This is a genomic window from Devosia sp. P1_H9 (assembly GCF_056405135.1).
In genome coordinates this window covers 530081-549256 of sequence record NZ_JBFUCQ010000002.1, presented here as the reverse complement: position 1 = coordinate 549256, position 19176 = coordinate 530081, and the positions used below count along the sequence as shown (strand labels likewise).

Genomic DNA, 19176 nt, shown 5'->3' with positions numbered 1-19176 from the left:
GATGGACGAGCGCGCCAAACAGACGACTGGCACGCCTCTTCGCAATATCGGTCTGCTTGCCACGGCGCAGGCCATCGTCGGCTCAAATCAGGCAGTGCTGGGAGCGGTCGCGTCGTTGACGGCGATCGCCATGATCGAGAACAAGTCGCTTTCTACGGTGCCTGTGACCTTCATGATCATCGGCACCGCGCTGGCCACGGGCCCGTCGGCCTATATCATCCACTCCTGGGGCCGCCGGCAGGGCTTCATGCTCGGCGCCGCGCTGGCCATCCCCGGCGCGCTGCTTGCGGCGCTGGCTGCATGGCTCGGCAACTTCTGGCTGTTCACGGTGGCCTTGGGGCTGCTCGGCGTCACCTCGGCTTTCGCCAATCAATACCGGTTCGCCGCGGCTGACAGCGTGCCCATGGCCCTGAAGGCGCGGGCGATTTCCTGGGTACTGGCAGGCGGCGTCATTTCGGGATTCCTCGGGCCCTGGCTCAGCATCCTGACCAAGGACCTGATCCCCGGAGCGACCTTTGTCGGCACCTATGTCGCAATGGCCGTATTGGCGTTGATCGCCGTCGCGGTGCTGGCACTCACGCGGCTCGCGCCCACCGCGGCGCAAGCGGCGATCAAGAAATCCGGCAGGTCGTTCAAGGTCTTGCTGAGCAGCGTCGACATTCTCGTGCCGATGCTCGGCGCTTCGGCCAGCTTCGCGCTGATGGTCATGGTGATGGTCGCGGCGCCGCTGGCCATGGTCTATGTCTGCGGGCACACCACGGAGGAGGCGGCATTCGCCATCCAGTGGCACATCGTCGCAATGTTCGCGCCCAGCTTCATCACCGGCTCGGTGATCAACCGCATCGGCGCGCACCTCACGGCGGCGCTGGGACTGCTGCTGATCCTCGCGTCGGCGATCGTCAACCTCACCGGAATCTCGGTGGCGCACTTCGTGATTTCGCTTGTGCTGCTGGGGGTTGGCTGGAACTTCGGATTCATCGCCTCAACCGCCCTGCTGTCCACGGCCTATCGGCCCGAGGAGGCGGCGCGGGTGCAGGGGCTGAACGAGCAGGTGGTGTTCGGCGTGATGGCGCTGGCGTCGATCGCCTCAGGCCTGCTGTTGCAGCTGATCGGCTGGCAGTCGATCAACATCCTGGTGATTCCGCTGGCTGCGGCAGCAATCCTGGCGCTGGCATGGAGCAGCATGCGCCCCGGAAAGGCTCAGGGGCAGCCCGGCTAACGCTCAGCGCGCCTCGAACCTCCAGCCGTCATCCCGGCGAAAGCCGGGACCCAGTGCATTGGGTGATCCACGAGGACGAAATCAACGGACCTTGCCGTGATGGACTGGTATAGCTCGTGCTTATCCAACCGTCCGAGCAGTGAGTCCCGGCTTTCGCCGGGATGACGGCTGGTGGGTTTGGCCGACGGGCGACCGAAGTCAGATCGACGAGATGATCGACTCGAGGAACGTGCGGTCCTGGCCGTAGGACGGAGTGCGGCGGCTCTCGATCGAGAACGACTTGCCGTCCTTGACGCCCAGCCGCTCGGTATCGACGACCTTGTTCTTCTTGTCGAAGTAGACGACCAGCAGGGTGCGCTCCTTGCTGAGCTCCATGCCGAAGGCCGTCTGCTGCACCTTTTCGCCTAGGTAGTACCAGGCGGTTTCGGTGGCGAAGGAGTTGGTGACCTGCGGCGAGCCGAGCACGGCGGTGACCAGCGCGGCACTCTGGCCGACGCGAATCTGCGCCACGGCATCTTCGGAGATTTCGTAGCCGCGGGCCCGCGACTGGGTCAGGCTCATGCCGCTGCTGCAGGCCTCAAGCGACAGGCTGAGGAGCAGCACGGCGGTAATCGGGAGGAGGCGGTTAGTGACGGTGCGCAAAGGCATCAATTTGACTTTCCCGATCGCTGTCTACTATTAGCACGGCCTTGGCCGAGCGGGCACTGTGTAGCTGTCAAAGGCGCCCGCTGGCAAGCTAGGTTGCATCCTTGCCCGAACCCTTCCACACCGGCAGCACCTTGTCCCGCAAAACCGCGGAGCGCGACTGATGATATTGAACTTGTTCAGGAAAAACCCGGCCACGGACGCTGTTTATGCGATCTATACAGCTATTGTGGCGCAATCCCGGCAACCGGTGTTCTACGCCGAGTGGGGTATTCCGGACACGGTGACCGGCCGTTTCGACATGATCTCGCTGCACCTGTCGCTGCTGTTCCGGCGGCTGCGCGTCGAAAAGCAGGCCGGGGCGGAGTTCAGCCAGGCGCTGTTCGATTTGTTTTTCAAGGACATGGACCGTTCGCTGCGCGAGATGGGGGCAGGCGACATGGCCGTGCCCAAGAAGGTGCGGAAGATGAGCGAGCTCTTCTATGGCCTGATGACCAGCCTCAATGAGGCGATGGATCGCGACGACCGGCCGGGCGTCGAGGCCGTGCTGCGCCGCAACGTCTATGGCGAGGCCGACTCGAGCCATGCCGCCGCATTGGCGGGTTACCTCTTTACCCAGTACGACAAGCTGGCCGGGCAGCCGCTCGGCGATATCGCCGGCGGGCGCCTCGAACTGGCGGCTGCAGCATGAGCGGCGAGCTGAAGCAGGTGCGGATACCGGATGCCAGCATCCGCCTCGATTCGATGCCGACCGCCGGGCGCGACCTGGTGCTGTCGGTGGGGGCGGCCGACCGGCTGGCGATTGCCGACCAGCTGGGTATCACCGCCGTGGAAAAGCTCGACGTGAGGCTGCATGCCGTGCGCTTCGAGGGCGGCATCCGGGTGACTGGGCGGCTGATCGGCACCACGGTGCAACCGAGCGTGGTGTCGCTGGAGCCCGTGACGCAGGAGATCTCCGAGCCGATCGAGCGGGTGTTCCTGCCCGGCGGCGAGAAGGAGTACGCCGTCGCCGCCGATGCGGAAATCTTCGTCGACCTTGAAGGCGAGGACGTGCCGGACCATTTCGAGGGCAACGAAGCCGACCTTTCGGCGCTGATCATCGAAACCCTGGCCCTGGCCATGGATTCCTATCCGCGCTTGCCCGGTGAAACCCTGGGCGCGTTGGGCGATGATGGCGACATGGGAAGCGACTTGCCTTTCGCCGGCCTCAAAATCCTCAAGACTCCCGAGGACAAGGGGTAGGGTCCGGTTGCGTCCGGGTGATATCTTGCTTGGGGTAAGCGTTTGAGTATGTTGAAACCCGTCTCCGCTAGGGGACGCTGGACCAGGCGGCGATGAGCGACTCCATCCGTATCTCGGTTGACGCCATGGGCGGCGACAAAGGCCCGCGCGTGGCGGTCGAAGGCGCGCGCCTGTTCTGGCGCGAGCGCAAGAACACCAACTTCATCTTCCATGGCCGCGAGGCCGACCTGAAGCCGCTGCTCGACGAGTTTCCGGACCTCAAGAAGGTCTCGAAGATCGTCCATGCCGAGAACGTCATCTCGATGGACGAGAAGCCGTCGCAGGCCCTGCGCAAGGGCCGCGGCACGTCCTCGATGTGGGCGGCGATCCAGTCGGTGAAAGATGGCGAGGCCGACGTCGCGATCTCCGGTGGCAATACCGGCGCGCTGATGGCGATGGCAACGTTCTGCCTGCGGCCCATCGAGGGCATTTCGCGTCCGGCAATCGCAGCGCTGTGGCCCACGCTGCGCACCGACATCATCGTGCTCGATGTCGGCGCCACGGTGGGCGGCGACGCCAAGCAACTGACGGACTTCTCGATTCTCGGCGCGGCATTGGCTCGCGCGCTGTTCGACCAGGAACTGCCGACGGTCGGCCTGCTCAATGTCGGCACCGAGGAGATGAAGGGCCACGACGAGGTGAAGGAAGCGGCGCGCATCCTCCAGGCGGCGAGCGGCGAGGGCTTCATCTATCACGGCTTCGTCGAGGGCGATGACATCGGCAAGGGCACTGTCGACGTGGTGGTGACCGAGGGCTTTGCCGGCAATATCGCGCTGAAGACGGCCGAGGGCACCGCCCGGCAGGTGGGCACCTATATCCGCGAGGCGCTGAAGGCCGATATCGTCTCGATGCTCGGCGCAGCCATTGCCGGGCAGGCGCTACAGGCGCTGAAGCGCAAGCTCGACCCCCGCAACATCAATGGCGGCGTGTTCCTCGGCCTCAATGGCGTCGTCATCAAGTCGCATGGCGGTACCGACGAGATCGGTTTCAAAGGCGCGCTGAGCCTTGCCTACGAAATGGCGCGCAGCCGTGTCATGGACAAGATCGGCGAAGGCATGCGCCGCTTCCCCACACTCAACGTGGCGCCCCAGGCAGAGGCGGCGCCCGCTCCCGAACCCGAGGCCAAACCCGCGTGACCGACAAGAAATCCATCATCCGCAGTGTTGGCGCTTACCTGCCGGCGCGTGTGGTGACCAATGACGAGCTGGCAAAGACCGTCGACACGTCCGACGAGTGGATTGTGCAGCGCACCGGCATCCGGCAGCGCCACATCGCGGCGGAAGGCGAGAACACCTCCGACCTCGCCGCGGCCGCCGGCCGCAAGGCACTGGAGAATGCCGGACTCACGATCGACGACATCGACCTGATCGTCGTCGCGACGACAACGCCGGACATGACCTTCCCGGCAACCGCCGCGGTGGTGCAGCAGAAGCTCGGCATGCATCATGGTGCGGCGTTCGACATCCAGGCGGTGTGCTCGGGCTTCGTCTACGCGGTGGCGACGGCCGACTCGTACCTCAAGAACGGGCTATCGAAGCGCACGCTGGTGATCGGCGCCGAAACCGCCTCGCGCATCCTCGACTGGAACGACCGCACCACCTGCGTGCTGTTCGGCGACGGGGCAGGGGCGGCGGTGATGGAGATCAGCAAGGGCGGCGAGGAGCGCGGCGTGCTGGCGACGTCGCTCCGCTCCGACGGACACTTCTGGAACAAGCTCTATACCGATGGCGGCCCGAGCTCGACGCAGTCGATGGGCCACGTCCGCATGGAGGGCAAGGAAGTGTTCAAGCACGCCGTCGGGATGATCACCGACGTGGTCTACAAGGTGCTCGAGGATACCGGCCACACCATCGACGATCTCGACTGGTTCGTGCCGCACCAGGCCAACAAGCGCATCATCGACGGCGCCGGCGTGAAGCTCGGCCTGCCGCCGGAAAAGGTGGTGGTGACCGTCGACCGCCACGCCAACACCTCCGCCGCCTCGGTGCCGCTGGCGCTGAACACGGCCGTCGCCGACGGCCGCATCAAGCGCGGCGACCTGGTGATGATCGAGGCCATGGGCGGCGGCTTCACCTGGGGCGCCTCGCTGATCCGCTGGTAGCGGGCTTAGCTCAGAAATACCCTTGGAACGGTGGCCGGAAACGGCCGCCGCTATTGCTGCGCCTTCCGGCCGGCGACATCCTGCACGCGATCACCGAATCTCACATCAGGTCGTGGCCGTGCAGCAGGTTGAACGCGAAGGCGTAGCGGACGCGACCGGGATCGACAGCCAGCTGTTGGTGCTGCTCGCGACAGTGGCCGTTTTCGCGATCTATGCCTGGTCGACCTGGGTCGGCACACTGCCGCGGATCGCCTGGGACGAACTCGGTTTCATCGCCCAGGCGCAACGGCTCGCTGGGGCGCCCGTGACCATCAACATGGGAACAGCGCCTTACTATCACGCTGGCTACTCGCTGCTGCTGGTGCCGGTGCTGTGGTTCACCCATGATCCGCTCGTGGCCTACAAGGGCTTCATGCTGGTCAACGCGGGGCTCGCGGCGCTGCTGGTGCCGCTGCTGGTCAGCATTGGCGCGGCATTCGGCTTCAAGCGGTCGCCGGCGATGGTGCTGGCGACGGCCATTGTCACGCTCTGGCCATCCAGCTTTTTCGTCTCCCACTACGCCTGGTCCGAGGCTCTGTTCCGGCTGGTATTCGTCCTGCAGGTCTGGTCGCTGACGAGGCTCGCGCTGAAACCACGGGCGCGATGGGCGCTGCTGTTCGCCGCCGCAGGCGCTGCGCTCTACGCAGTTCATCCCAAGGCTCTGCTGATCCTCCTGCTGACGCCGATTGTGCTGGTCGCGCTTCGCGCGATGCGAACGGTCGATACGCGCGCCCTCGTCTTAGCGCTGATGCTGTTCGTAATTCTCGTGGCCGGCGAGATGCTGGCAATGGACTACCTGCACGCTGCGCTGTGGGGTGATGGAGCCTATTCGGCGGAACAAACGCTCATGGGCCGGTTGCTGCGGCCGGATGCTCTGCTTACCGGCCTGACCGTGATGCTTGGACAGTTCTGGTACCAGTTGGCGGCAAGCCTCGGCCTCGCCGGGTTGGGTCTGTGGTTCGCGGGCCGCCAGGCGTTGACACCCGGCGCTCCGACGCTTCGGCTCGTGGCGGGTTACGTGGTTGCGGCGGTACTTGCGGTTGCAGCCGCTTCCGTCGTGCAGATGCTGGAGCCGACGCGCGTCGATCACATCGCCTACGGGCGGTACATCGACAGCGCTTCGGTCGTGCTGATCTGGCTGGGCCTGTGCTGGCTCGTGCTGGGCGAGCGGAGCAGGGAGCAGCGGCTGGTTGGCATAGTCGGGGTCGTAGTGATCGTGGCGGCCGGCTGGCTGCTGGCGGTGCTGCCGTTGATGGCCGAGCTTGAGCCGGCGCATCCGGAGGCTGTCGCCGGAGTGGGCTGGCTCGCCGGGGTGGAGTCGACGCCGCTGCGCTTTTTCGGGGCAAGCTCGATATTCCTCGCCGTGCCTGCGGCGCTGCTGCTGCTTGCCGGCCGGATCGGCCGGATGATCGTGCTCGTGCTGTTCATCGGCCTCGCTGGAGCGGCGATCCATTGGCACGAGCTGCAGCATGCCGAGGTGCAGCTGCTGTTTCTCAACGCTGATGTCGACGCCGTGCATAAGACGCAACTGGCGCCGCTGTACTGGTCGGAGGCGGTGCGCGACCAGTCGCCGTGGTCCTATTCGCTGCAATATGCGCTCGATGCACCATTCCTCGATACAGACGGGCCGCTGCCGGCCAAGGCCGGGCTGATCTCAATCGACCCGGCTTCGGACGGTCTCGCGTGCGCCGCGCGCCTGCCGCGGGGACTATACCTGCTCGCCAATCCGCCTGATGCGGGAACGGGCTGCTAGGGCTTCCGTCTCAGAGCGAAGCCGACAAGGGCCAGCAGCACATCGCCGAATGTGGTGATCAACCGGTGGCCGAGCGCGACGGTGGTGGCGCCGGGGATGCCGGCGGCGGTCAGGCCGGCAATCAGCACGGCGTCGCGCACGCCAAGGCCGCCCGGGGCGCCGGGGACGAGGAAGCCGATCAGCCAGGCGGCGGCGGTGATGCCGATGATCTGCGGCGAGGCCGCGCCGGGGCCGCCAAGGCTCCAGGCCAGCGCCAGCGCGAGGCCACCGCTGCCGAGCATGAACAGCAGGTAGAGGCCGAATGCCAGTACGCCGCGGCCGACGATACGGCCGGCGAGGCGCTGGACGTTGAGCCTTCGGGCAACGGCGGCGAAGAGCACGGTCACCACGGCGGTGCATCCGATGACGATGGCGGGCAGCAGCCAGGCTTCGAGACCGTGGAGACGCAGCTGATCGAGCAGCAGGGGCAGGGCAAGGACCGACGCGATCACTCCACCAGCAGCCGAAAGCAGTGCCAGTTCGACGAGCTGGGCGATGCCGAGTGCGGTGTGCGAGGCACCGGCAGCGCGGGCCTCGACATAGCGGCCGACCATGTGGAGAACGTTGCTCGGCAGGTATTTGTAGACCTGGGTGCGCGCGTAGATGGCCAGCGCCGGCAGGAGCGCCACGACCGGGCCATCGATGGCCGCCAGCATGCCGTGCCACGCGAACGCGAGGAGCAGCAGCATCAGCGCATAGGAGACGCTGCCGCCGGCGATCGTCGCGAGGAACGTCGGTGAGGCGACATTGGCGCTGAGCTGGCCGAACGAGCGCTGGACGGCGAAGACCACGAACACCAGCGCGGCCAGCGTCACCGCAATGCCGGCTGCCTTGAGCCAGGGGCGGAGGCGCGAGGGCGTCGCGACGGTGTCTGGCTTCAGCTCATCCACCGCGGCACAGGATCATGGTCCAGGGCAGCGGGCGGCGGATCTCGACGATCTCAAAGTTCTGCGCGATCAGCGAGATGAAGGCCGACGAGGACCAGTGCTGGATGTGTCCTGGGGTGTTGCCAAGCTCGGCGATGTATTTGCCGCGCATCACGTTCAGCACGCGCCAGATCGGCTCGCGCGGCACGCTGACCAGCAGGTACGGGGCCGCGATCCTGCGCAGGGATGCAAGGGCGCGGGCGGTGTCGGGGACGTGCTCGAGCACCTCGCAGCAGATCGCGAGCGGGGCACTCTGCTCCGCCGTTAGGTCGTACAGTGAGCGAACCTCGAATGCAGCAGGTAGGCCGCGCTCGGCGCATTGTGCGTTCGCCTCGGCGACGCTGCTCGCCTCGAGGTCGGAGCCGTGCACGGTCCAGCCGCGATCGGCAAGCCGCATGCTGAGATTGCCCTCACCGCAGCCAACCTCATAGGCAGTGCTGGCGCCGGTCTTCGCCGTGAGCTCATCGAAGGCGGCGAGGAAGCCATCCATCAGCAGGCGCGCGACCGGGTTCCTGGTGTTGTACTTGTCGTAGTGGTTGCCGGGGACGTTAACGTAGTCGTGCCCCACATCGGTCGGCTCGCTCACGGGACGTGCTCCCGGGTGGGCGCGGTTCGCTGCAGTTCGGCCCGCAACTGGCGCTCGCGGATTTCCTCGAGCAGCCGCCGGTTGGTGGCGATGAGATCGGCGAGGATGCCACCAACCGCGAGGATGCCCGACACCGCGAGGAGCCCGGCGCCTAGCACCAGCGACTGGATGTTGCCCGCGCCTTCGCCGATGGCAAAGTGGTAGAGGAAACGCACGAAGACGATGACGGCGGGCAGGGCGACGATGATCGCGAGGCCGAGGAAGAAACGCAGCGGCTTGTAGAGCACGAAGATGCGGACCACCGTCAGGATCGACCGCGCCACGTAGCTGCCGATGCTGCGGACCAGTCGCGAGGGGCGCAAATCCCCGTTGACGCCCACCGGCACCGAGGCGATGGCGATGCCGTTGCGGCCGGCCTGGATGATGGTCTCGAGCGTGTAGGTGTAGGAGTTGAAGACGTTCATCCGCACCGCCGCGTCGCGGTGAATGGCGCGGAAGCCGCTTGGGGCATCGGCGACCACCGTGCCGCTGGCCTGCTTCACCACCCACGAGCCGAGCCGCTGCAGCAGCTTCTTGATCGGCGAGAAATGCGCGATCTGCTCGATCGGCCGGGCGCCGACGACGATCAGTGCCTTGCGCGCGAGAATCGGCGCTACCAGATCGGGAATCGAGCGGGCGTCGTATTGGTTGTCGGCGTCGGTATTGACGATCACGTCGGCGCCAAGTCTGAGGCAGGCTTCGATGCCGGCCATGAATGCACGAGCCAGGCCCTGGTTGGTCGGCAGCGATACGATGTGGTCGACGCCGTTCGCCCGCGCCACCTCGACCGTACGGTCGATGGAGCCGTCATCGATCACCAGCCATTCGACGCGCTCGAATCCTGCCACGCTGCGCGGCAGGTCGGCGAGCGTGATCGCGAGGGTGGCTTCCTCGTTGAGGCACGGAATCTGGATGATCAGCTTTGACAAGTTGGATCCGACGGTCGCGAGGGTCCACGACGTGTGGCGCCGGACCAAAACTCTCCACCAGAAGTCCGAATTCGCGGTTAACTCGGAGGGCGGGGCCGTCGCCCGGCCAGTTGGGGCGGTTGCGAAGTGGTCACGCCTTTGATTGGTAAGCCAGATTGCCAGTCACGTTACAGCGCGTTAATCTTTGACAAAATCCGTGGGTGGGGGCGCCTGACGGGGACCTGAAATGCAGGTAGGCGAAACGGAGGGGCGGCATATGACACAGAAGACGGTCACGCGAGCGGATTTGGCCGAGGCGGTCTACGAAGCGGTGGGCTTGTCGCGAACGGAATCGGCCGAGTTGGTCGAGCGCGTACTCGACCTGATCGGCGACGCGCTGGTCGAGGGCGCCAACGTCAAGCTCTCCTCGTTCGGCTCGTTCCAGGTGCGCTCGAAGAATCAGCGCATCGGCCGCAATCCCAAGACCGGCGAGGAAGTGCCGATCCTGCCGCGACAGGTTCTGGTGTTCAAACCCAGCAACGTGTTGAAATCCAAGATCAACAAATCTATGGTCCGGTCTGGAAAATAAGACTCTTTCCGGGCGGGTGAGTCCTTTTGGACAAGTCTCCAGACGCGTTTAGAACCATCTCCGAGGCGGCCGACGAGCTCGACCTGCCGCAGCACGTGCTGCGCTTTTGGGAAACGCGCTTTTCCACCATCAAGCCGCTGAAGCGCGGCGGCGGCCGGCGCTACTACCGGCCCGAAGACGTATTGCTGCTCAAGGGCATACGGCACCTGCTCTACGACCAGGGGTTCACTATCAAGGGGGTGCAGCGCATCCTCAAGGACCAGGGCATCCGCTACGTCATCGGCATCGGCGAGGGCCGCCCGGTGGAAGCGCTGGAGCACCAGCCGGCCGATACCGAGCCAGACGAGGACTTTGCATCGGAATCAGCGGTGCTCGTCGAGGACGACATGACCGAGGTTGCGCCCGCGCCCGCTCGCCTGAAGCTGCCAAGCTTCAAGCCAAAGCCGGCTGGGCTGACCGCTGCCGACCGCGACAAACTGTCGGATGTGCTGCGCGAGTTGCTTGACTGCAAGCGGCTATTGGAGCGGGCTCGCGAGGGTTAGGCCTCGTGGCCGCTATCGTCTGCGCCCGCGCCATTGCCATCAAGCACGCCGAACGACTGCGAAGAACCATTTCCGTTGGCGTTGACCGCCCCGTCGACAGCGAGTCCACGCCGTAGCAATTCGCGCACCGCCGCGGCCCGGCTCGGCATCCGGTTGGCGAAACGAAAATCATCGAGCGCACGCAGTTCATCTGCCTCCAGCATGATCTGGAGGCGCTCGCCGCGGATCAGGTCGTTACCTTTGTAGGTCTTTTCGGACATCGCAGATCATGAGGTTATGAGGTCACTTACTCATTCAACTCATTAGACGCCGAATGGTTGCATGCAGCGCGTACTCATTCGCCCCAATGCGCTGCAAGGTGGCAACGCGCTAACTCCCATTTTCCTCGATTTTACGGGGCCGACGGCGCAAGCATGATCGCGAAGGAGATGGCAAGTGCTATCAAATCCGCAGGTAGAAGGCTTTGGAATCGGGACCGTGCTGATCGTCGAGGACGAAGCACTGGTATCGGTGATGATGGAGGATTTCCTGCTCGATCTCGGTGCGTCGGAGGTGATCGTCTGCGGCACTCCGGATGAGGCCCGGTCGCGGATTGGCAACCGTTCGGTGCACTGCGCGATCCTCGACGTCAAAGTCGGTGGCGCCGACAGCTTCGAGCTCGCCGACGAGCTGACCCACCGGAACGTTCCGTTCTTCTTCGCGACGGCAACGGGGCCGGAGGCAATCGTCGAGCGTCACCGCCATCGGCCCATTCTTGCCAAGCCCTTCTCGAACGCCCAGCTGCTCGAATTCCTCCACGCCACGATCTCCGAGCCGCGGCCGACGATTTGACGCCAGGCGCGCAGGCGCGAATGACAAAGGGGCCGGATGGCCCCCTTGTTCGTTTCTCGTTCCGGCCGTTACGCCCGCTTCGGGATCTGCACGTCCTTGAGCAGGATGGTGAAGCCCATGGCCAGCACATAGAGCGCGGCGACCCACAGGAACATCACGTTGATGCCGGCGCCGTAGTGGCTCAGCACCACATCGCGCGCCGCCTCCGGCAGGCCCGAAGCGATGTGCGGGCTTAGGCCGGTGAGGCCGTCGGGCAGTTGCGCCGCGACATCGGCGGGCAGGGCGGCGTTCTGCTGCGTCAGCGCGAAGGTCATCACCGCGCCGTTGATCGCGAGACCGATCGACGCCCCGATGGTACGGGCCTGGGTGATCAGCCCGGTGGCCGCGCCGATGTCGCTCAGCGGCGCCGCCGCCTGGATGGCAACCATCAGCACCTGGAACTGCAGGCCCATCGAAATGCCGAACACCGCCATCATCAGCGCCAGAATCCACAGCGGCGTGTGGGCGTCGATAAAGGTGAAGGCGACCATCAGGGCAGCGCCCACGGCCATTGCCGCGACCGGCATCCACTTGTAGCGCCCAGTCGAGGCGATCACTCGGCCGGCGACCATCGAGATCACCATCGAGGTGGCCGATGCCGGCAGGAACAGGAAGCCGACCTCGGCCGGCCCCAGACCGGTGAGTGTCTGGAAGTAGAGCGCGAAGTAGAAGAACATCCCCAGCGTCACCGAGCCGGCGATCAGCGAAACGATGGTGACGATGCTGATGGTGTGGTTGCCGAACAGCCGCAGCGGCACGATCGGCTCCTCGGCACGACGCTCGACCATGATGAACCAGATGGCGGCGCCGACGCCGATCACCGGCAGCGCGAACGTCAAGAGGTCCGGGCCGGTGGGATCGAGCACGTGATCGCCCCAGTAGACGATGGCGGTGGTGGCGATAGCCAGCAGCACGCCGCCGAGATAGTCGACCTTGTGCTTCTTCTCGGTGAATTTCGACTTCATGGCGAAGCCGATCAGCGCCAGCACCACGAGGCCGACCGGCAGGTTGACGAGAAACACCCAGCGCCAGCCGAAGATATCGGTGATGTAGCCGCCGGCGACCGGCCCAAGGATAGAGCTCAACGCGAACACGGCGGACGAATAGCCCTGGTATTTGGCGCGGTCGCGCGGCCCGAACAGTTCGCCGATCATGGCGAAAGCCGAGACCATCAGCCCGCCGCCGCCAATGCCCTGGAGGATGCGGGCAGCGATCAGCGATTCCATCGACCAGGCCATGCCGCAGACCGCTGAGCCGACAAGGAAGAGGACGATGGCGGTCATCACCACGTTCTTGCGACCGTACATGTCGCCTAGCTTGCCGTAGAACGGCGACACCGCAGCGGTGGAGAGCAGGTAGGCCGAGCCGACCCAGCCGAAGAGGTGCAGGTTGCCCAGTTCGCCGGCAATGGTGGGCAGCGCGGTGACGACGATCTGCATGTCGAGGGTCGCCATGAACATCGCGATCAACGCGCCGAAATAGACGAGCAGCGTCGTGCGGTCGGGGCGCGCTGGCGCCTCGGCGGCCGGCGCGGCGCCGGAAATGGGATTCGTATCAACGCTCATTTGGAAATCTCCGAAACTCGGGTGGCTTATGTGCCTCCTTCACATATGTGTCAACAGCAAATATGTGCACATAGCATGTAATTGACGTGAGCACATGAATCTGCTAGGCGCGGTGGCATGAAAGACAATCACGACATGCCGCTGCCGGTGCTGGCCTGCACGACGATCGGCGATCAGGAGCTGGTTGCCCTGGCGCGAAGCCGCGGGCTCAGCGAGGCGGCGGCCCAGGCCGTTGGTGCGATCGATGGCGTGATGGCCAGGATCCGCCGCAACATGATGCGCCGCGAGTTCGGCCGGATCGTGCTGGCGCAGATCGCGCCAGACCTGGAAGTCGCCCACATGGACGTCATCAGCGCCATCGGCCATCGGATCGAGGGCGACGCAGAAGAGGTGACCGTCGGGCTGATCGCCGAGCGGCTCGGCATCGATCCATCGCGCGCCAGCCGGGTATCCGCCGACGTCGTCGACCGCGGCTTCGCCCGCCGCGTCGCCTCGCAGCAGGATGCGCGCCGCATCTGCCTCGAGTTGACGCCCAAGGGCCGGCGCTTCGTCGATGCTATCCGGCAGAGCAAGATGGGGATGTTCACCAGCGCACTGGGGCAGTGGGACGAATCCGAGCTGATCGTGTTCGCCAACCTGCTCGATCGCTTCAGCAGCTGGGCCACTGATCCCAAGGGGCTCACGGAGCGGGCGGCAGAGGTCAAGGCGTTGCTGGAGGAGCCCGAGGCTGGGCCCAAGCCGAAGCGGCAGCCTGCCAGGATCACCTGATATCGGCTTCGGCCGCGGGCTGCTCGGCGCACAGGCCGGCTACAATGCCGACATCGGCAGCGGGCTGTTGCTCCGGGCCCCGGGCGGCCACGCAGTAGACGGCGCGGTTTCCGCGCCGTAACACTTGGCGCCATGTCCAAGACCACCGCGGCCACGCTGGCGCTCGACAGGGCCGGCATCGCCTTCACCCATTTCCCCTACGATTACGATCCCGATGCGCCGCGCATCGGCCTGCAGGCGGCCGAGGCGCTGAACAAGGCGCCGGAGCAGGTGTTCAAGACGCTGATGGCGGAGGTCGACGGCAAGCCGGTCTGCGTCGTGGTGCCGTCCGACTGCGAGGTGAGCATGAAGAAGCTCGCCGCGGCGTTCGGCGGCAAATCCGCCAACATGATGAAGCCGGCGGACGCCGAGCGTCTCACCGGCTTCAAGGTCGGCGGCATCAGCCCCTTTGGCCAGCGCAGGCGCGTGCCCACGGCCATCGATGAGACCGCCGAACTATTCGACGAGGTGCTGATCAATGGCGGCCAGCGCGGCCTCCTGGTCGGGCTGAGCCCAACTGACGCGGCGCGCGCGGCCGAAGCGAAGCTGGTCGACCTGGTGGCTTAGAATACCGCCAGGTACTTCAGCAGCGAAACGATGCCGATGATGATCACGACGATCTGGATGATCTGCTTCACCCGGGCATCGACCGGCAGGCGCTGAACCAGCCAGAGGATGAGGACGACCACCAGGAAGGTGATGAGAATTCCGATAAGGACGGACATCTGTAATCTCCGTGACGCCGCGGAAATGCAGGCCCTTTCACAACGCGCGAGACGGCAAATCGTGACAGGCGCTCGCGAAATTCCTCTCCAGCGGCTTTCTTGAGTGGGGGAGGGGAACCGGTCGCGCCGCATCGAGTTGCTGGTCGATGACCTCCCCGACAGACCTCGTCGCACCTTCCGGCATTCACTTCGGTCCGCTTGGCGATAACTGGGTGCACCTCTGTGTCGACATGCAGCGCATGTTCGCCGAGCAGACCGAATGGCACGCGCCGTGGATGGAGAAGGTGCTGCCGGAGGTTGTGCGGCTGGTGGAGATTGGCCCTGCACGCACGGTCTTCACCCGCTTCGTTCCGCCTAGGTCAGCGGATGAGGTCGGCGGAACCTGGCGCCGCTACTACCAGCGCTGGGCGATGATGACACGTGAGCAGCTCGATCCCGCGCTGATCGACCTGATCCCCGACCTCGGACGATTTGCGCCACCGGCGCGGGTGTTCGACAAGCCGATCTACAGCCCCTGGCTGGGCAGCCGGCTCCACGTCGAACTGCTGGCCGCCGGCGTCGACACGGTGGTGGTATCGGGCGCCGAAACCGAAGTCTGCGTGATGGCGGCCGTCATCGGCGCCATCGATCTCGGCTACCGCGTGATCATCGCCACCGACGCGATCTGCTCGTCCGCCGATTCCACCCACGACGCCATGGCGCACATCTACGACAGCAGATTTGGCATGCAGGTGGAGACGGCGGAGGTGGCAGAGATCGTGGAGGCGAGGGGGCGGTAGCCCCGCTTCGATCGCATTGCCGCAAAAATGCCTCTTGCCTCAAAAGGCTGGTTTCTGTAGGCCTCCGCACCAGTCGGGGTGTAGCGCAGCCTGGTAGCGCATTTGTCTGGGGGACAAAGGGTCGTCGGTTCAAATCCGGCCACTCCGACCATTTCTTCTAAAGGCCTCAGAGGATAGCGGATTGGATATTGCCCCCAGCGATCCGCTCCCGGAGGAACTGTCGCTCGTCGCCGGCAGCCTCGAGCGCTGGCCGGTCGCCGATGGCGGCGCGCCGGTTCTGATCAATCTCTCCGAGAATCACACGTTCCGCATCGACGGGCCCAACGGCGCGCGCCATGTGCTGCGGCTGCATCGGCCGCGCTATCAGTCGAAGACCGCGATCGGCAGCGAGCTGGCCTGGCTCGAGGCAATCACCGACGACACCGAGATTCCGGTGCCGCGGCCGATTCCCGGAGCCGACGGCGAGATCGTGCAGGAGGTGGCGCCCGATCGGTTCGCGGCACTGTTCGCGTTCGAGAACGGCAGCGAGCCGCAGCCCGATGCCGACCTTGGGCCACTGTTCGCGACGCTGGGGCGGTATGCGGCGACGCTGCACAACCACATCGCCACCTGGCAGCAGCCCGAGAAGTTCGTGCGGCCGATCTGGGACGCGGTGGGGATCCTCGAGGCGTCGGGACTGTGGGGCGATTGGCGCAAGGCGCCGCATGTCGAGGGCGAGGTGCTGGCCGACCTGACGGAGCTCGACGCGGCGCTCAGGACCGATCTCAGGGCCTATGGCACCGATATCGATCGCTTCGGGCTGATCCATGCCGACATGCGGCTCGGCAACCTCCTTGTCGATGGGGAGCAGACGATCCTGCTGGATTTCGACGATTCCGGCTTCGGCTGGTTCCTCTATGACCTGGCCGCCAGCCTGTCGTTCATCGAGACCTCGCCGCAGGTGCCGGCGCTGATCCGGGCGTGGCTCGGCGCCTATATGGAAATCCGGCCGCTGAAGCCGGAAGACCTCAGGATGATCGATACGTTGATCCTGCTCAGGCGCATGGCGTTGCTGGCCTGGATCGGCTCGCATGCAGAAACCGACCTTGCCAAGGCCCATGTGGAGCGGTTTGCGCTGGACACCGCGACAATGGCGCGGAAGTATCTCGCTCGCTGACGACCGGGGGAGGGCGCCATGCGCATCCTCGCCGTCGCCGATCTACACTACAGCCTGCCGCAGTTCGACTGGCTCGTCTCGGTGGCCGATCGCTATGACTTGCTGATCATCGCCGGAGATTTGCTGGACGGCAGTTCCTTCGTCACCACGAGCGCCCAGATGGTGGTGGTGCTGAAGTATCTCGAGCGGCTGCGGGCGCTGGCGCCGCTCGTCGTGTGCTCGGGCAATCATGACCTCAACCACGCCTACTCGACGGGCGAACGCTATGCGCGCTGGGTACCCTATGCGCGTGGGAGCGGCGCGCATGCCGACAATGAGACCTTCGCGATCGGCGAGGATACGGTCACCGTCTGCCCGTGGTGGGATGGGGATATCGCCAAGCACGCGATCGGCAGGCAGCTGGCGGAAGCGGCGACGACGCGTGGGCGGAACTGGTTCTGGGTCTATCATGCGCCTCCGGCCGAGGCGCCGGTGAGCTGGTCGGGGTCGCGGCACTATGGCGATGTCGAGCTGGCGGCTTGGATTGTGCAGTACCGGCCGCAACTGGTGTTCAGCGGGCATGTGCATGAAGCGCCGTTCGCGCGCGGCGGCTCATGGGCATCGCGCATCGGGGATACCTGGGTCTTCAACCCCGGCAAGCAGGTGGGCGATGTGCCGACGCATATCGTGGTCGACTCCGAACTGAAGCAGGCGGCCTGGTTCTCTTTCGAGGGCGCGGGAACGCTCGACTGGGGCAGCGGTAGCGCACCCGAAGAGATGACCGAGTGGCCGGCCTGGCTGCCACGGGCTCCGGTGGCTGCCTAGAGGCGGGGATCGGGTTTGCCGTCACCGGCAGGAGCAGCAGGCTGCGAGGGGAGCTGCTGGTTGACCAGGGCTTCGAGCACCTCGTCGACCATGCCGAGATGGTCGCTGCGATCGCTGAACTGGTGCTTGAGGTCGGCGAGATAGGTCGTGGCGTCGATCAGCCGGCTGGCGAGGATGCGGGCGACGTGGAAGACGATCTCCGGTCGCATCTGCAGGAAGCTCTCGGCATCCTCGATGCGGTGGACGGTGACGGGCTCGATGGTGCGCACGGTGGCGCTGTGCGGGCGGCCGAGGAGGGCGGAGATTTCACCGAACACGGCGCCCGGCTCGTCGACCAGCGAGACGCGGACGTCGCCGCGCAGCACTTCGACGGCGCCGTCGACGAGGATGTAGAGCACGCCGCTGCTGGGACCTTCGGCGATGAGGATATCGCCGGTGTCGTAGCGCACCTTGGCGAGGTCCGCCGTGGTGGTGAGGACCGCCTGCATCGAGCTGCTCTGAGGTTCCATGCTGCCCCCGCTGTCGCGCTACGGAGCGATCATGCCCTCAGGGAACGGGCGCCGCCAAGCCAAATCGTTTGCCGACATGCCGGTAGGCGGCGGTGACGCCCCAGATCAGCCCCGCGACGAGGAAGAAGTGGCGCCAGTGGTCGAGGTCGATGATCGCGGCTTCGCCCGCCAGCGGCACGAACACCGACACCAACGGAATCAGCAGCAGGCGGTTGGGGCCGGGGCGGGCGATGTAGGTGGCGCTGCGCCAGATGGTGACGGCAATGAACAAGATGAAGACGAAGCCACCGCCCCAGCCATAGGCGTGCAACACGTTGACGTATGTGTTGTGCGGCTCTTCCTTGACGCGGAGGTTGCGGAACTCGAGCGGGCCGAGGCCGAGCGGGTGCTGCAGCGCCAGGTCGAAGGCGTAGCCCTGGCGGCCGAAGCGGCCGCTCTCGCCGGTGTCGTAGTTCTGCGACTGGGTGCGGAGCTCGATGAACGAGCGGAACTGCGGGATCGACAGGATGCCGGCGGCCGCCACGACGAGCAGCAGCAGGCCGAGCAGCGCGATCATCAGCATGCGCACCTTCTGGCGCGCGTGGGCTTCGAGCACGAACACCAGCAGGTAGACGATGGCACTGGAGATGACGATGTGGCCCCAGGCGGCTCGGGAGAAGCTGGCGAAGATGCCCATCAGCAGGACGGCGTAGGCGAGTGCAGCCCAGGCGGCGCGCTTGGGCGTGCCGATCAGCACACGCTGCAGCGCATACATGGCGGGTGGGATCAAGAACGGGCCGAAAACGTTGGGATCGTTGAAGAATGCCTTGGCGCGATCGTAGCGGGTGAACAGGTCGTGGCCGATGCCGAGATAGCCCAGCGTGCCGAGGATGGCAGAGAGCAGCGCCGTCGCGAGGTAGGCGGCGACGATCAGGCGCATGCGGGCCTGCGGCGCGTCGGCGACGTAGTTGGCCACCCAGTAGGAGGTGAAGAACAGGAAGATCGTGACCGTCTGGTAGATCAGCGCGTCCGGGATCGAGCTGAACCTGACCTGGAAGGCGGCGATGATGGCGAACGGGATGAAGCTCGCGAACAGCACCAGCAGCCCCAGGGTCGAGCGGCGCAGCGTGAAGCCGGCGAGCATCGAGACGCCGAGGACGAGCAGGAAGGCGAGTTCGTACGGCGACGGTTCGGTGATCACCATGCCGCCGGCGAAGATCCAGAGGACGACGAGGGCGTCGAGCAGGGTGGTGGCGCGGGTGCGGAGCCAGGTGGCGCCGAGCGCCGAAACGGTGTGGACGCCGGCGGCGCTCAC

General features: G+C 65.6%; 23 protein-coding genes and 1 tRNA gene. 15 read left to right on the top strand and 9 right to left on the bottom strand.

The features are described from left to right. Position 1 precedes the first annotated feature (1 nt). Positions 2-1219, top strand: coding sequence for an MFS transporter (locus AC1DYL_RS05950; RefSeq protein ID WP_477172397.1), 1218 nt, complete (start codon positions 2-4; stop codon positions 1217-1219). 198 nt (positions 1220-1417) lie between these two features. Here AC1DYL_RS05950 and AC1DYL_RS05945 read toward each other — a convergent pair whose 3' ends face one another. Continuing rightward, the gene (locus AC1DYL_RS05945; protein WP_477151177.1) at positions 1418-1867 is read right to left on the bottom strand and encodes an outer membrane protein assembly factor BamE; all 450 of its coding nucleotides are present in this window, start codon (positions 1865-1867) and stop codon (positions 1418-1420) included. Positions 1868-2027: 160 nt separating this feature from the next. Between AC1DYL_RS05945 and AC1DYL_RS05940 the strand changes: the two genes are divergently transcribed. The 5 genes from AC1DYL_RS05940 to AC1DYL_RS05920 all read left to right on the top strand — a co-directional run bounded on the left by AC1DYL_RS05940 (position 2028) and on the right by AC1DYL_RS05920 (position 7038). Next, entirely contained in the window at positions 2028-2555 is a 528-nt protein-coding gene (locus tag AC1DYL_RS05940; protein WP_477157484.1) for a ubiquinol-cytochrome C chaperone family protein, read from the top strand. Then, the gene (locus AC1DYL_RS05935; RefSeq protein ID WP_477172396.1) at positions 2552-3106 is read left to right on the top strand and encodes a YceD family protein; all 555 of its coding nucleotides are present in this window, start codon (positions 2552-2554) and stop codon (positions 3104-3106) included. The genes AC1DYL_RS05940 and AC1DYL_RS05935 overlap by 4 nt, the downstream gene beginning before the upstream one ends. Positions 3107-3198: 92 nt before the next feature. Then, the gene (gene plsX / locus AC1DYL_RS05930) at positions 3199-4281 is read left to right on the top strand and encodes a phosphate acyltransferase PlsX (protein WP_477151174.1); all 1083 of its coding nucleotides are present in this window, start codon (positions 3199-3201) and stop codon (positions 4279-4281) included. After that, positions 4278-5246, top strand: coding sequence for a beta-ketoacyl-ACP synthase III (locus tag AC1DYL_RS05925; protein ID WP_477157485.1), 969 nt, complete (start codon positions 4278-4280; stop codon positions 5244-5246). Before plsX ends, AC1DYL_RS05925 begins: the two co-directional genes overlap by 4 nt. Positions 5247-5364: 118 nt before the next feature. Next, entirely contained in the window at positions 5365-7038 is a 1674-nt protein-coding gene (locus tag AC1DYL_RS05920) for a hypothetical protein (RefSeq protein WP_477172395.1), read from the top strand. Here the strand turns inward: AC1DYL_RS05920 and AC1DYL_RS05915 are convergent. Genes AC1DYL_RS05915 through AC1DYL_RS05905 form a run of 3 tightly spaced genes read right to left on the bottom strand, consistent with a single transcriptional unit; the run spans position 7035 to position 9557 of the window. Further along, on the bottom strand, positions 7035-7967 hold the full coding sequence (locus AC1DYL_RS05915) for a hypothetical protein (RefSeq protein ID WP_477172394.1): 933 nt from the start codon (positions 7965-7967) through the stop codon (positions 7035-7037). The two genes, AC1DYL_RS05920 and AC1DYL_RS05915, sit on opposite strands and share 4 nt — an antisense overlap. After that, positions 7960-8589: a class I SAM-dependent methyltransferase gene (locus tag AC1DYL_RS05910; RefSeq protein WP_477172393.1), complete on the bottom strand. Its 630-nt coding sequence runs from the start codon at positions 8587-8589 to the stop codon at positions 7960-7962. The genes AC1DYL_RS05915 and AC1DYL_RS05910 overlap by 8 nt, the downstream gene beginning before the upstream one ends. Beyond that, positions 8586-9557, bottom strand: coding sequence for a glycosyltransferase family 2 protein (locus tag AC1DYL_RS05905; protein WP_477172392.1), 972 nt, complete (start codon positions 9555-9557; stop codon positions 8586-8588). The genes AC1DYL_RS05910 and AC1DYL_RS05905 overlap by 4 nt, the downstream gene beginning before the upstream one ends. Before the next feature lie 256 nt (positions 9558-9813). Between AC1DYL_RS05905 and AC1DYL_RS05900 the strand changes: the two genes are divergently transcribed. Both AC1DYL_RS05900 and AC1DYL_RS05895 read left to right on the top strand, forming a co-directional pair. Further along, the gene (locus AC1DYL_RS05900; protein ID WP_477151168.1) at positions 9814-10125 is read left to right on the top strand and encodes an integration host factor subunit alpha; all 312 of its coding nucleotides are present in this window, start codon (positions 9814-9816) and stop codon (positions 10123-10125) included. A 26-nt stretch (positions 10126-10151) separates the two neighbouring features. Then, complete coding sequence (locus AC1DYL_RS05895; RefSeq protein ID WP_477172391.1) at positions 10152-10667, top strand: MerR family transcriptional regulator; 516 nt, start codon at positions 10152-10154, stop codon at positions 10665-10667. On the opposite strand, the gene AC1DYL_RS05890 is transcribed toward AC1DYL_RS05895, so the two are convergent. Next, positions 10664-10927: a hypothetical protein gene (locus AC1DYL_RS05890; protein WP_477172390.1), complete on the bottom strand. Its 264-nt coding sequence runs from the start codon at positions 10925-10927 to the stop codon at positions 10664-10666. The two genes, AC1DYL_RS05895 and AC1DYL_RS05890, sit on opposite strands and share 4 nt — an antisense overlap. A gap of 175 nt (positions 10928-11102) precedes the next feature. Here AC1DYL_RS05890 and AC1DYL_RS05885 point away from each other — a divergent pair, with 175 nt between their 5' ends. Then, the gene (locus AC1DYL_RS05885; protein ID WP_477157492.1) at positions 11103-11498 is read left to right on the top strand and encodes a response regulator; all 396 of its coding nucleotides are present in this window, start codon (positions 11103-11105) and stop codon (positions 11496-11498) included. 68 nt (positions 11499-11566) lie between these two features. Here AC1DYL_RS05885 and AC1DYL_RS05880 read toward each other — a convergent pair whose 3' ends face one another. Then, on the bottom strand, positions 11567-13102 hold the full coding sequence (locus tag AC1DYL_RS05880; protein ID WP_477172389.1) for an MDR family MFS transporter: 1536 nt from the start codon (positions 13100-13102) through the stop codon (positions 11567-11569). 117 nt (positions 13103-13219) lie between these two features. Here AC1DYL_RS05880 and AC1DYL_RS05875 point away from each other — a divergent pair, with 117 nt between their 5' ends. Together AC1DYL_RS05875 and ybaK are read left to right on the top strand one after the other, a co-directional pair. After that, the gene (locus AC1DYL_RS05875) at positions 13220-13870 is read left to right on the top strand and encodes a MarR family winged helix-turn-helix transcriptional regulator (RefSeq protein WP_477157494.1); all 651 of its coding nucleotides are present in this window, start codon (positions 13220-13222) and stop codon (positions 13868-13870) included. Positions 13871-14002: 132 nt separating this feature from the next. After that, positions 14003-14476 carry a Cys-tRNA(Pro) deacylase gene (gene ybaK, locus AC1DYL_RS05870; RefSeq protein WP_477172388.1) on the top strand — a complete coding sequence of 158 codons (474 nt, stop codon included), beginning with the start codon at positions 14003-14005 and terminating at the stop codon, positions 14474-14476. Here ybaK and AC1DYL_RS05865 read toward each other — a convergent pair. Further along, positions 14473-14634 (bottom strand): Thivi_2564 family membrane protein, encoded by a 162-nt coding sequence (locus tag AC1DYL_RS05865; protein WP_141728495.1) that lies wholly within the window; start codon positions 14632-14634, stop codon positions 14473-14475. The genes ybaK and AC1DYL_RS05865 overlap by 4 nt on opposite strands. Before the next feature lie 146 nt (positions 14635-14780). Here AC1DYL_RS05865 and AC1DYL_RS05860 point away from each other — a divergent pair, with 146 nt between their 5' ends. The 4 genes from AC1DYL_RS05860 to AC1DYL_RS05845 all read left to right on the top strand — a co-directional run bounded on the left by AC1DYL_RS05860 (position 14781) and on the right by AC1DYL_RS05845 (position 17373). Beyond that, the gene (locus AC1DYL_RS05860; protein ID WP_477172387.1) at positions 14781-15413 is read left to right on the top strand and encodes a cysteine hydrolase family protein; all 633 of its coding nucleotides are present in this window, start codon (positions 14781-14783) and stop codon (positions 15411-15413) included. Positions 15414-15487: 74 nt separating this feature from the next. Then, positions 15488-15564, top strand: a tRNA-Pro gene (locus AC1DYL_RS05855). A gap of 30 nt (positions 15565-15594) precedes the next feature. Further along, complete coding sequence (locus tag AC1DYL_RS05850; RefSeq protein WP_477172386.1) at positions 15595-16569, top strand: phosphotransferase enzyme family protein; 975 nt, start codon at positions 15595-15597, stop codon at positions 16567-16569. 18 nt (positions 16570-16587) lie between these two features. Continuing rightward, on the top strand, positions 16588-17373 hold the full coding sequence (locus AC1DYL_RS05845) for a metallophosphoesterase family protein (protein WP_477151159.1): 786 nt from the start codon (positions 16588-16590) through the stop codon (positions 17371-17373). Here the strand turns inward: AC1DYL_RS05845 and AC1DYL_RS05840 are convergent. Continuing rightward, entirely contained in the window at positions 17370-17882 is a 513-nt protein-coding gene (locus AC1DYL_RS05840) for a cyclic nucleotide-binding domain-containing protein (protein WP_477172385.1), read from the bottom strand. The two genes, AC1DYL_RS05845 and AC1DYL_RS05840, sit on opposite strands and share 4 nt — an antisense overlap. Positions 17883-17919: 37 nt before the next feature. Continuing rightward, positions 17920-19176, bottom strand: coding sequence for an O-antigen ligase family protein (locus tag AC1DYL_RS05835; protein WP_477172384.1), 1257 nt, complete (start codon positions 19174-19176; stop codon positions 17920-17922).